This window comes from Streptomyces sp. NPDC048277, from assembly GCF_040652235.1.
Taxonomy (GTDB): Bacteria; Actinomycetota; Actinomycetes; order Streptomycetales; family Streptomycetaceae; genus Streptomyces.
The window spans coordinates 33,549-47,569 of record NZ_JBEZLQ010000046.1; the positions used below are offsets into that span (position 1 = coordinate 33,549).

The 14,021-nt window shown below is 72.6% G+C and carries 2 protein-coding genes; both read left to right on the forward strand.

From position 1 onward, the window contains the following. Nucleotides 1-8: 8 nt before the first annotated feature. A complete protein-coding gene (locus tag AB0D85_RS49695) occupies nucleotides 9-12,515 on the forward strand; it encodes an amino acid adenylation domain-containing protein (protein WP_362337420.1) in 12,507 nt (4,168 codons plus the stop codon). Next, a complete protein-coding gene (locus tag AB0D85_RS49700; protein WP_362337422.1) occupies nucleotides 12,512-13,870 on the forward strand; it encodes a serine hydrolase domain-containing protein in 1,359 nt (452 codons plus the stop codon). The genes AB0D85_RS49695 and AB0D85_RS49700 overlap by 4 nt, the downstream gene beginning before the upstream one ends. Nucleotides 13,871-14,021: the final 151 nt, after the last annotated feature.

Consider the following 14,021-nt stretch of genomic DNA (forward strand, 5'->3'; position numbering starts at 1 on the left):
GGGAACACGTGGAAACTCCTTCGACGCCCATGTCCGCCGCGGACCGCGTGGCTGCGCTGCCCGAACGGCTCCAGGAGGAGCTGCGCCGCCGACTGGCCGGCCGGGCGGGCGCTGCGGCATCGGCGGGTGACGACGCCATCCCGCGCATCGGCCGTGAGGGTCCGCTCGACCTGTCCGCGGCCCAGCAGCGACTGTGGTACCTGCACGAGGTCGACCCGGACAGCATCGAGTACAACACCCTGCGCGCCCTGCGCCTGACCGGCGAACTCGACGCCGCCGCCCTGGAGTCGGCCGTGTCCCGCCTGGCAGAGCGGCACGAGGCGCTGCGCACGACGTTCGCCACCGTCGACGGCGTCGGCCGCCAGTTCGTCCATCCACAGGTCGAGGTGTCCCTGCCGTACGAGGAACTCTCCACCCTGCCGAACACCGCGGCCGTCCTGGACGAGCGGCTGCGTGACGAGGCCCGCACCCCCTTCGACCTGCGGCACGGGCCGGTCTTCAGGCCGCGGCTGCTCAAGGTCGCCCCGCGGGAGCACGTGCTGCTGCTGAGCCTGCACCACATTGTCACCGACGGTTGGTCGTTCGGGATCCTGGCCGACGACCTCGCCGCCCTCTACACGGCCGAGCTGAGCGGCGAGCGCTCGGAGCTGGCCGAGCTGAGCGTCGGTCAGGCGGATGTCGCCGCATGGGAGAACCGGCGTCTGGATGCTTCCGGCGAGGCCGGTCGGCTGGAGTACTGGCGCGAACGGCTGGCCGGTCTCGAGCCTCTCGACCTGCCGACCGACCGTCCCCGCCCGCCGGTGCGCAGCGCGGAGGGCGCCGTCCACACCTTCGATGTCTCCGCCGAGGTGACGGGGCGGCTCCGCGAGCTCGGCCGGTCCCAGGGGGCCACGCTGTTCATGGTCCTGGCGGCGGCCGTGGACATCGTCCTGGCCCGCTGGACCGGCCGGAGTGACATCGCCGTCGCCACCGCGGTCAGCGGGCGCGGACACGTCGAAACCGAGCGGCTGGTGGGCTGCTTCGTGAACACCCTGGTGCTGCGCACCGAGGTCGACGAGGACCTGCCGTTCTCCGGTCTGCTCGCCCGGGTCAGGGCCGGACTGCTGGACGCTTTCGCCCACCAGGAAGCGCCCTTCCAGCGGGTCGTCGAGGTGCTGCGGTCCGAACGGGATCCGAGCCGGCCACCGCTGGCCGAAGTGGCGGTCAACCTGCACAACGAGCAGGTCGTGCCGCGCGAGCCGCTCGGTCTGCGGGTCAAGGATATGCCGGTCCCGCTGACCACCGCCACCGTGGACATGGCATTCGACTTCTACGAGCGTGATGGTGCGCTCGAAGGCCATCTCACTTATGCCACCGCCCTGTTCACCGAAGAAACGGCCGAGCGGATGGCCGGGCACTTGCGGACCCTGCTCGCAGCCCTCGCGAATGAGACGGATGCCCCGATCGCCCTGCTCCCCGTCCTGGACGCCGCGGAGCGCCGCCGGCTGCTCGCCCGGTGGCCGGACAACGGACCGGGCGCGACGCCGCGCACCGTCCCCGACCTGTTCGCCGACGCGGTCGCCCTCGACCCGTCGGCCCTCGCCCTGATCACGGACGAGGAGCAACTCGACTACGCGGAACTGGACCGCCGTGCCAACCGGCTGGCCCGGCTGCTGACCGCCCGGGGAGCCGGGCCCGAGGACATCGTGGCCGTGGCGGTGCCCCGCGGCGCGGACATGGTCGTGGCGGTGCTGGGCGTTCTCAAGGCGGGCGCCGCCTATCTCCCGCTGGACCCGGACCAGCCCGACGAACGGCTGCGGCTGATCCTGGAGGACGCCGAACCCGTGCTGACCGTGACCACTGGAGCGCTCGCCGACCGATTCCCTGCCCGCTCGGGCCAGATCGTGCTGGACGACCCCCGGACCACGGCCCTGCTCCGCGGCCTGCCCGCCACCGCGGTCACCGACGCCGAGCGCACCGCCCCGCTGCTGACCGCCCATCCCGCCTACGTGATCTACACGTCCGGCTCCACCGGACACCCCAAGGGCGTCGTCGTCACCCACGCCGGAGCGCACGGCCTCGTCGCGGCCCAGGGCGCCCACTTCCGCACCGGCCCGGACTCGCGCGTCCTCCAGTTCGCCTCGCTCGGCTTCGACGCGGCCTTCTCCGAGCTCGGCATGGCGCTGCTGCGCGGCGGCGCGGTGGTCATAGTACCGAAGGAGCGCATGCTGCCCGGGCAGCCGCTGGCTGCGACCCTGCACCGGCACCGCGTCACCCATGTCACCCTGCCGCCCAGCACGCTGTCCGCGCTCGCCCCGGCCGACGTGCCCGAGGGGCTGACGCTCGTCGTCGCCGGCGAGGCCTGCCCACCCGAGGCGGCCCGGACCTGGTCGTCTGGACGGCGGATGATCAACGCGTACGGTCCCACCGAGGCCACGGTGTGCGCCACCATGAGCGACCCGCTCACTCCCTCCGCCATCGGCGTCAGCGTGCCCATCGGGCGGCCGCTGCCCGGGGTGCGGGTGCGGATCCTCGACACCCGGTTGCGTCCCGTACCGCAGGGCGTCCCAGGTGAGGTCTACCTCTCCGGGGACGCCCTCGCCCGCGGCTACCTGGGCCGCCGGGATCTGACGGCGGAGCGGTTCGTCGCCGACCCGTATGGGAAGGCGGGCGACCGGATGTACCGGACCGGGGACCGGGCACTGTGGCACTCCGACGGGGTCGTCGAGTATCTCGGCCGCGGCGACGACCAGGTCAAGCTGCGCGGCTTCCGGATCGAACTCGGCGAGGTGGAGGCCGTCCTCGAACGCCACGAGGAGGTGCCCGGTGTCGCCGTCGCGGTGCGACAGGACTCGCGGGGCACCCGCCGGCTCGTCGCGTACGTCGTGACCGCCCCCGGCCGGGCGGCGGACCCGGCGGCGCTGCGCGGGTACGCGCGCGAGTATCTGCCGGAACACATGGTGCCCTCGGTCGTCGTCCCGCTGGAGCGGCTGCCGCTGAACGCCAACGGCAAGGTGGACCGCCGGGCTCTGCCCGAGCCCGACCTGGCGGCGCCCGCAGCCGGCCGCGTCGCCCCGCGCAACGACGCGGAGCGGACGCTGGCCCGCATCTGGGCGGAGCTGCTCGGAATCCCAGAGATAGGCGTCGACGACAACTTCTTCGACCTGGGCGGCGACTCCATCCTCGGCCTCCAGGTCGTCTCCCGGGCGCGCGACGCCGGGCTGCGGCTCACCGCCAAGCACACCTTCCTGCGGCAGACCGTCGCCGAACTCGCCGCCGAGGCGCTGTCCGCAGCCGATGAGGAACCCCGGGCCGCCGTGGTACAGGGGCAGGCCGCCGAAGGCGACATACCCCTGCTCCCCATCCACCACTGGTTCTTCGAGACCCTCGGCGCCAGCCTGGACCGCTTCAACCAGCACCTCCTGCTGGAGCTGGCCCCTGACACCGACCCCGGCGCGCTGCGGTCCGCGTTGGCCGCCGTCGTACGGCAGCACGACGCGCTGCGGCTGCGCGCCCGCCGTGAGCCATACGGCTGGCGACTGCACCACACGCCCGCCGAACCGACCCCTGACGTGCTGCGGGTGACCGACCTGGCGGGCGCGGCGGACGAGCAGCAATTGGCGACAGCCACGGAGGAGGCGACCCTCGCCGCCCAGACAGGGTTCGACTTGGCCAACGGGCCGCTGTTGCGGGCCGAGCTGCTCACGGGCGTGGGGCGCGCGCCACGCGTGTTCCTCGCGGCCCACCATCTGGTCGTCGACGGGGTGTCCTGGCACATCCTGCTCTCCGACCTGGAGAAGGCCTACGGTCAGGTGCGCGACGGCCGATCGGTCGACCTCGGGCCGCGCACCACGTCCCTGGGTGCGTGGGCGGCCCGGCTCGCCGCCCATACCGCCGACAGCAGCCCGGTCGGCCAACTCGCTTACTGGCAGGGCGTGCAGCAGGCCGTCGCCGAGGCAGGATGTCTGCCTCTGGACAGCGCCGAATCCGGCGCGAACACGGTGGCCGCCGCCGACACCGTGGTGGTCCGACTCGGTGAACGCAGCACGGACGCCCTGCTGCGCCACGTCCCGCGCGCCTACCGCACCCAGGTCAACGATGTCCTGCTTGCCGCACTCGGCCGGGTACTGGCCGACTGGACGGGCTCGGGCACGGTCCCCGTCGCTTTGGAGGGCCACGGCCGCGAGGGCTTGTTCACGGACGTCGACCTCTCGCGCACGGTCGGCTGGTTCACCTCCGTCCACCCGGTCGCCCTCGTTCTGCCTGCCGAGCGCGACTGGGGCACCGTACTCAAGAGCGTCAAGGAGCAGTTGCGCGCGGTCCCCGACCACGGGCTCGGTCACGGACTGCTGCGGTACCTCGCCGATGGCCCGGCGGCGCTGCCCGCGGGCCCCGAGCCTCAGGTCAGCTTCAACTACCTGGGCCGGCAGGGCGTGCCTGGCGACGGCACCGGCCTGCTGCGCGGCATGCATCCCGTAGTGGGCGCCGAGCGCGCCCCCGGGCAGGAGCGCAGCCACCTGATCGAGATCAACGGCGAAGTCCGCGACGGGCAGCTGGAGTTCCACTGGGAGTACGCCACCGGGGCCCACCGCCGCACGACCGTCGAACGGCTCGCGGGGACCTTCACCGCGGCGCTTGAGGCGATCGTCGAGCACTGTGCCCAGCCTGGCGCCGGAGGTTTCACTCCGTCCGACTTCCCGCTCGCGGACCTCGACCAGGCCGCCGTGGACCGGATCACCACCGACGGCCCCGCCGTCGAGGACGTGTACCCGTTGTCCCCGGCGCAGAGCGGCATGCTCTTCCACTCCCTGACCGCCCTCGCGGACGGCGATCGCGACCCCTACACCGGCCACTTCTCCGTCCGGGTGGATGGGGTGGATGAACCGGAGACCTTCGGCCGGGCCTGGCAGCACGTGGCGGACGCGACCCCGGCCCTGCGTTCCTCGGTGTGCTGGGACGACCTCGCCGAACCCGTGCAGATCGTCCACACCGGCGTACGGCTTTCGGTCGACCATCTCGATTGCCGGGACCTGGACGGCGCCGGGCAGGAGACGGCGCTTGCGGCGCTGTGGGAGGAACGCGAGCGGCGTGCCCTCGCCCTGGACCGGGCGCCGCTGTTCAGACTGCTCGTGGTCCGCCTGTCCGACAGTGACGTGCAGTTGTTCTGGTCCGCCCACCACCTGGTGGTCGACGGGTGGAGCTTCTCCTCCGTCCTCGCCGACGTCTTCGCGGAGTACGCCCGCCTCACGGGTCGGCATCCCGCCCGCCGCCCGGTCGCCCGCCGCCCGTACCGGGACTACGTCGACTGGCTTGCCGGGCAGGATCCGACGGCCGCCGAACAGCACTGGCGGCAGATGCTGGCCGGGCTCGCAGCCCCGACCCCCCTGCCCTACGACCGGGCCCCGGTGCGCGCCCACGCGGCCCGCTCCTCGCTGGAGGTACAGCTGCGGCTGTCGGCCGAGCGCTCGCGACGGCTCTACGACGGCGCCCGCGCCGCCCGGCTCACGATGAGCACCCTGGTCCAGGGCGCCTGGGCCCTGCTGCTGTCGCGGTACGCGGGGGAGACGGATGTCTGTTTCGGCGCGACGGTCTCGGGGCGACCCGCTGACCTGCCCGGCGCCGAGGACATGGTCGGCCTGTTCATCAACACCGTCCCGGTACGTGTCCGGGTCGACGCCGGCCGGGAGACCGGCGCCTGGCTGCGCGACCTCCAGGAGGCCGCCGCCGAGTCACGCGGCCACGAGCACGCGGCGCTTGCCGACATCCGGCGCTGGAGCGAACTACCCCCGACGGGCCAGCTGTTCGACAGCATCGTCGTCTTCGAGAACTACCCCTACGACAGCGAGGCCGCCGCCCGGTCGGGCCTGAAGGTCGGCGCATATCTCGGCGACGAGCACACCAACTACGCGCTCACGCTCACTGCGCACGCCGCCGACGAGCTGTACCTCGCGATCGGCTACGACCCTGCCCTGTTCGACACCGACACCGTCGAGCGCATGGTCAGCCACCTGGACACGCTGCTCGACGCGCTCGGCCCGGCCCTCGACACAGCCTCGGAGACAGTCGTCGGGGACCTGCCCGTGCTCAGCGAGGCCGAGGCACACACCCTGCTCGTCGAGTGGAACGACACCGCCGTCGAGGCACCCGAACCCCGCCTGATCCACGAACTGTTCGCCGAACAGGCTGCCCGTACCCCCGATGCCCCAGCCCTGACCGACCCCGCGCACACGTTGACGTACGCCGAACTGGACGGCCGAGCCAACCGGCTCGCCCACCATCTGACCGGCCTCGGCCTCGGCCTCGGCGCGGTCGTCGGCGTGCTCCTCGAACGCGGCGCCGAGGCCGTGGTGGTCATGCTCGCGGTACTCAAGGCCGGCGGCGCGTTCGTGCCGCTTGACCCGCAGTACCCGGCGGCCCGGCTGGGCATGATGTTGGAGGACGCCGAGGCGCCCGTGGTCGTCACCCGGGAACCGCTGTGCCACTTGGTCGCCGACCACCGCGGCACGGTCGTGGACCTGGACCGCGATGCCGAGGTCATCACCGCATGGCCCGCCACGCCGCCCCGTACCGACGTCACCTCCGACGACCTGGCGTACGTCGTGTACACCTCGGGCACCACTGGGCGTCCCAAGGGCGTCATGGTCGAGCACCGGCAGGCTCACCACATGACCCGGGCCTGGGACCTGCGCCACGGGCTCACCGACCTGGGCCCACGGGTCCTGTCCGTCTCCAGCCTCTCCGTGGACCTGTTCTTCGCGGACTTCCTGCTCTCCGCCCTCTTCGGCGGCACGATGACCATCTGTCCACAGGAGGCTGTCGCCGATCCGGTGGCACTCGCCGACCTGCTGCTCAGCAGCGAGGCCCAACTGCTGGTCACCGTCCCGTCGCTGGCGCACGCCCTGGCCGCCGAATTCACCTGGCGCGGCTGTCGGCCCGAGGCGCTGCGGCTGCTCATGGTCGGCTCCGAGGGCTGGTCCGTTCCCGCGGCCGCCGAGGTGTGGCAGGCGCTGTCGCGGACCACCGTGGTGGTCAACGCCTACGGCTCCACGGAGACCACCGTCGACTCCACTCACTTCGAACTGGGCCGCGACCCCTTGGGGGAGGGCGCCTACGCCCCCGTTGGCCGCCCGCTCGCCAACACCTCCGTCTATGTGCTGGACGAGGCGCTGCGCCCGGTACCCGTCGGCGTCGCCGGCGAGTGCTACATCGGCGGCGACGGCGTCTCCCGCGGCTACCTCGGCCGCCCCGACCTGACGGCTGCGCGCTTCCTGCACGACCCGTTCACCGAGCGGGCCGGCGCCCGTATGTACCGCACGGGCGACCGGGCGCGCTGGCGGGCCGACGGAAACCTGGAGATCCTCGGACGGGTCGACGACCAGGTCAAGATCCGGGGCTTCCGCGTCGAACTCGGCGAGGTGGAGACCGCCCTGGCCCGGCACCCGCAGGTCGCCGAAGCGGCCGTCCGCGCCTGGCAGGACGACAGCGGCCGTGGCCGACTCGCCGCCTACGCCGTGCCCACGTCCGGCGCCACCCTCGACCCAGCCGCCCTGCGCGTCTTCCTCGCCGACGTGCTGCCCGAGGCCGCAGTGCCCGCCGCCGTCGTGCTCCTGGACGCGCTGCCTGTGCAGCTGAGCGGCACGGTCGACCGGCGCGCGCTGCCGCTGCCGGAGGAATTGGACGAACAGGAACGCCCGTACACCGCCCCGCGCAGCGATACCGAGCGGTTGCTCGCCGAGATCTGGGCGGAGGTCCTCGGCGTCCCCCGCGTCGGCGTCGATGACCGGTTCTTCGACCTGGGCGGCGATTCGATTCTCAGCATCCGCGTCATCTCCCGAATCCGCACTTGGCTGGGCCGGCACGTCTCGCCCCGCCAGTTGTTCGACGCCCCGACCGTGGCCGGGCTCGCGAGCGCGCTGGACGCCGAGGGCAGCCCGGTCGGCGGCCGGACGGGGCCGGTGCGCGCCGAGCGGAGCGGCCCACTGCCGCTTTCCTCGGCTCAGCAACGGCTCTGGTTCCTCCACGAGTTCGAGCCGGCGAACGTCGAGTACAACCTCGTCACCGCGTTGCGGCTGCGCGGCCCACTTGACGAGGACGCCCTGCGTGCCGCGCTGGCCCAGGTGGTGGAGCGGCACGAGCCGCTGCGCACCGTCTACGCCACCGTCGAAGGGCGGGCCGTCCAGGTCGTCCAACCGGTCGCGGTGGCGGCCGAGGGCCTGCTCGACGTCGTGGACCTGGTCCCGGCGGACGAGGCCGGCCTGCACGAGCGGATGAGACAGGAGGCCGCCCGGCCGTTCGATCTGCGCACCGGACCGGTCCTGCGAGCCACCCTCTTCCACAGCGGACCGGACGATCACACCCTGCTGCTGGTCATCCACCACATCGCCACCGACGGCTGGTCCATGCGGATCCTCGCCGACGAACTCGGCGCCTGCTACGCCGCCCGGCTCGTCGGCACCGAGGCCGATCTGCCGGCACTGCCGGTGCGCTACCAGGACTACGCGGCCTGGCAACGCGAGGCCCTCGCCGCCGACGGTATGGATCGCCACCTGGCGTACTGGCGCGGTCGGCTTCAGGGCATCACCCCGTTGGAGCTGCCGGCCGACCGACCGCGCCCGGCCGTGCGCGACTCCGCCGGACGTGCCCACCTCTTCGCCTTCGAACCCGAACTGGCCAGGGAACTCAACGCGTTGGCACGCTGCCACGACGTCACCCTGTTCATGGTGCTGACAGCCGCCGTGACCCTGCTCCTCGCACGCCTGACCGGCCAGGACGACATCGTCGTGGGCACGCCCGTCTCCGGCCGCGAGAGCCAGGAGACCGAGCCACTCGTCGGGCTCTTCGTCAACACGGTGGTGCTGCGCTCGACCGTCGACACCGACCGGCCCTTCGGCGAGTTCCTCGCTGACGTCCGCACCACGCTGCTGGACGCCTTCGTGCACGAGAGCACGCCGTTCGACCGGATCGTCGAGGCGCTCCAGACCGAGCGAGACCCCAGCCGCAACGCCGTCGTGGAGGTCATGGTCAACCTGGAGCGTGAGCGCCCGGAGGCGCTCACGCTGGCCGGCCTGGAATCCGAGGAGATCCCGCTGACCAGCGACGCTGTCAGCCATGATCTGAGCTTCCACTTCAACGATCGCGGCGGCCGGCTCACCGCCGCCATCGGCTACGCCACCGCGCTGTTCGACCCCGGCACCGTCGAGCGGATGGCCGGCCATCTGCAGGTGCTGCTGCACGGCATCGCCGCCGCCCCGCACACCCGGATCGCCGCCCTGCCCCTGCTGACCCCCGCCGAGGAACGGGTGGCCCTGGAACAGTCCGGACATGTCGGACCCGTCGTACCGAGCGGCGCGAACGGCCCCACCCTGCCCGACCTGTTCGCGGCCCAGGCCGCGCGCACGCCGACGGCGCGGGCGTTGACCGCTGGGGATGAGCATCTGACCTACGCCGAACTCGACGCGCGGGCGGACCGGCTCGCACACCGGCTCACCGCGCACGGCGTGGGCCCCGAGTGTCTCGTAGCAGTCGCCCTGCCGCGCGGCCTCCACCTGGTGGTGGCGCTGCTGGCCGTGCTGAAGGCGGGCGGCGCGTACGTGCCCCTCGACCCCGATTACCCGGCCGACCGAGTGGCGTACATCCTGTCCGACGCCCGCCCCGCGGTCCTGCTCACCGACAGTGCCGTACGGCAGAAGCTGCCCCCGGCGGACCTGCCTTGGCTGCTCGTGGACGAGCCGGACGATCCTTCCGCTCCCGGGGTGGCCGTGGCGGCACTGGGCCGCCCGGCGCTGCGCCCCGCCCACCCCGCCTACGTCATCTACACGTCCGGCTCCACGGGCCGCCCCAAGGGCGTGGTCGTCTCGCACCGCAACGTGGTGCGGCTGTTCAGCGAGACCGCGCACTGGTTCGACTTCGGCGCTGACGACGTGTGGACGCTGTTCCACTCCTTCGCCTTCGACTTCTCCGTCTGGGAGCTGTGGGGGCCGCTGCTGCACGGCGGCCGTCTCGTCGTCGTCGACTACGACACGTCGCGCTCGCCTGAGGACTTCCTGGCGTTGCTCGCCCGGGAGCGGGTCACTGTGCTCAATCAGACCCCGTCGGCCTTCTACCAGCTCGCCCAGGCGGACGAGCGAGCGAGCGCTGGTAATGGTGGGGCCCCCGATTTGCGGGCGCTGCGCCGCGTCGTTTTCGGCGGTGAGGCTCTCGACCCGACCCGCCTCACCGCCTGGTACGACCGGCATGCCCAGGGCGCGCCGACGCTGGTGAACATGTACGGCATCACCGAGACGACCGTGCACGTCACGCATCTCCCGCTGGACAGCGGCTCGACGGACCGCTACGGCGGGCGCAGCATGATCGGCGATCCCATCCCCGACCTGTCCGCCCGCGTCCTCGACAGCTGTCTGCGGCCGGTGCCCCTGGGCATCATCGGGGAGCTGTACGTGTCTGGTGAGGGCTTGGCGCGTGGCTACCTCGGGCGCCCCGGGCTGACCGCCGAACGGTTCGTCGCCGACCCTTGGGGGCCGCCCGGCTCCCGGATGTACCGCACGGGCGACCTCGCACGGCGCCGCCCGGAGGGCGGGCTCGAATACGTCGGTCGTTCCGACCACCAGGTCAAGATCCGGGGCTTCCGGATCGAGCTGGGCGAGATCGAGGCCGCGCTCGGTGCCTATCCCGCCGTCGCCCGCGCCCATGTGGCCGTCCGGGACGACCGGACCGGCGCGCAGCAGCTGGTGGCCTATGTGGTCGGCGCCCCGGACACCGAGGTGAGCACCGCGGACCTGCGCGAGGCCGTACAGCGTGTGCTGCCGACCTACATGGTCCCCGGAGCCTTCGTCGTGCTGGACGCGCTGCCGCTGACCGCCAACGGCAAGGTCGACCGGCGCGCTCTGCCGGCCCCGGAAGCCGAAGCCCGCTCCGCGGACGGGCACCGGGCCCCCCGGACGCCGGCCGAGGAGAAGCTGGCCGCCGTCTGGGCGGAGGTGCTCGGCGTGGAACACGTCGGGGTGGATGACAACTTCTTCGAGCTCGGCGGCGATTCCATCCTCAGCATCCAGGCGGTGTACCGCATCCGACAGGCTGGTCTGCGGGTGACGGCGAAGGACCTGTTCACCCACCCGACTGTCGCATCCCTGGTTACCGTCGCCGAGGAGCAGGAGGTCGGAGCGGCCGGGCCGACGGAGCCGCCGGAGACCGGCGAGGCGCCCCTGACACCCATTCAGCGGCACTTCCTGAACCACGGGGATCCCGCCCCGCACCACTACAACCAGTCCGTCACCGTCGAACTGGCGCTCTCCTGGGCCGAGTTGGACGAGGACGCGCTGAGGACCGCGCTGGCAGCGCTGCCGGTCGCGCATCCGGCCCTGCGCACCCTGCTGACCTCAGCGGGGGACGGGCAGCGCATGGACGTCCGCCCGCGCGGAGAAGCCGCCCGCACCGCGGTCCCGCTGGTGCGGCACGACCTGTCGGACGCACCTGTCGGGGAGCGGCACGAGGCCGCCGACCGGCTCGCGGCTGAGGCGGACGCCGCCCTCGACCCGACTGCCGGGCCCGTCATGCGGTCCCTGTTGTTCACCTTCGGGGCCGGCGAACGGCCGTGGCTGTTCCTCACGGTCCACCACCTGGTGATAGACGCGGTGTCGTGGCGCATCCTGCTGGACGACCTCACCACCGGGTACAGGCAGGCTCACGCCGGCCGACCGGTCGAGCCCGGCACCCGGACCACATCCTTTGGGGACTGGGCGGCACGGCTCGCCGCGCACACCGCCGACGGCGGCTTCGATGACGAGGTGAGCCACTGGTCCGTGCTGCCCGAAGGCGCCGGGATGCTGCCGGTCGACGGCGATGGCCCCAACACGGTCGGCTCCCGCGACCACGTCGAGGTGGTCCTGGATGCCGACGACAGCGACGTACTGCTGCGCAAGGTGCCCGGAGCCCTGCGCACCGGGACCGGCGACGTGCTCCTCGGCGCGCTGGCCGTGGCCCTCGGCCGGTGGTCCGGCCGAACGGACGTGGTCGTGGACGTCGAGGGCCACGGGCGTGAGGACCTCTTCGCGGACGTCGACCTGTCCCGGACCGTCGGCTGGTTCACCACGCTGTACCCGGTCACCCTGGACCTCCCCGCGGACGGGGGTGAGGACATCGCCGCTCTGGTGCGGTCGGTGCGCCGCCGACTGCGCGCCGTGCCCGGGAAGGGACTCGGCTACGGCGCGCTGCGCACCCTGGGCCGGACCGACGAGCCGGGCGGGGTGCTGGCCGGGCGGCGGGATTCCGACGTGGTCTTCAACTACCACGGGCAGGTGGACGCCGGGACGGGCGAGGGTGCGCTGGTGCGCGCCTTCCTGCCCGCGCTCGGTGCCGATCAAAGCCCTCAGAACACGGCCTGGCACCTGCTGGATGTGGTCGGGGCTATGAGCGAGGGACGCTTCCGGTTCACCTGGTACTACTCCAGGAACGTCCACCACCGCGCGACCGTCGAGCGTGTGGCGCGTGACTTCACGGCCGTACTGAAGGCCGTCGTGGCCGAGGTGAGGGGCCGGTGACCGCCCTGGACGCCGCCGCGCTGCGCGGGGAGCTGGGCCGGCTGTGCGAGCGGCACCGGGTGCCCGGGGCCCAACTGGCCGTCCGTCGCACCGACTCCACGGTTGCGGTGGAGTACGGAGTGCGGTCCCTGGACGGTGGCGCTCCCGTCACATCCGCCACCGCCTTCCCGGCCGGATCCGTGACCAAGGCGTTCACTGCGGCCCTCGCGCTGGTGCTCGTCGAGGACGGTGATCTCGCTGTCGACGAACCGCTGACCGAGGACATACCTGAGTTCGGCGCCGGCAAGCGGGTCACCCTGCGCCACCTCCTCACCCATACCGCCGGGCTGGCGTCGGCCGTGTCCGAGCCGGACCCCGGCGGCGGGTACACCCGGGCGCGCTGGGTGCGTGAGAACACCGGGGAGGGAGATCTGGTGCATCCACCGGGAACGGTCTTCTCGTACTCCAATGCCGGATACGTCGTCGCGGGCGCACTCGTGGAGGCGGTGACGGGCATGGACTGGCGCGAAGCCGTCGGCGCGATCCTGCTGGATCCGCTGGGCATCACCCCGTCCTTCGTCACCGGCCCTCCCGCACGGTCCGGGCGGGAGATCGCGGCCGGGCACACCGTACGGCACGGCCGGGACCGGACAGTCGTCGTCCCGGAACAGACGCTGCACGCCGTCGAGGACCCCGACGGTGGCCTGAACGCGAGCGCCGCCGACCTGGTCGCATTCGCGGGCCTCTTCACCGACGGCGGCGGCGCAGGTGGACCGCTCGGCCGGGCTATGAGAGCGGCCATGTGCCGCGACCAGCTAGACGGCATCCTCTCCGGACCGGTCGGCATGGCCGACGGATGGGGGCTGGGCCTGGCCCGGTACAGGGACGGCCGAGGACGCGACATACACGGCCACGACGGCAGTCTCGACGGCGTCTCCTGCCATCTGCGCGTCGACCCGGCCGACGGCAGCGCGGTGGCCCTCACCACCAACGCCAACACCGGCCAGCAGCTGTGGGACGAGCTGTCCGGACTGCTGGAGGCCGTCGGTCTTCCGGCGGGCAACGGCTCGGGCACAGCGGCGATCTACGCGGCCGCCGAGGCCCCGCCGCCGCCCGACTGCACGGGCACCTACACGAACGGACCCACCGTGCTCACCGTGGAGCGAGCCCCGGACGGACCGCTGCGGCTCGCCTCCGAGGGGCGTCCCGCCTACGCCCTGACCTGCCGTGTGGGAGATGCCTTCAGCCTGCACGACCTCGAGGGCGAACCACCGTTGTTCGCGGGCCGCTTCCTGCGGGACGCGGACACAGGCCGCACGGACGGCCTCCTGTTCTCGGGACGCCTGGCGCGCCGGGTGCGACAGGGAGACGGATAGACACCTCATGGCTACGACCCGATCCCAGGGGAGCGGGGGGGGGGGGGCCCCCCCCCCCCCCCCCCGACCCCCCCCACCAAAAAAGAAAAAAAAAAAAAAAAAAAAGAACGCCCGCGACAAGGGGAGGGGGGGGGGGGGGGAAGGGGGAAAA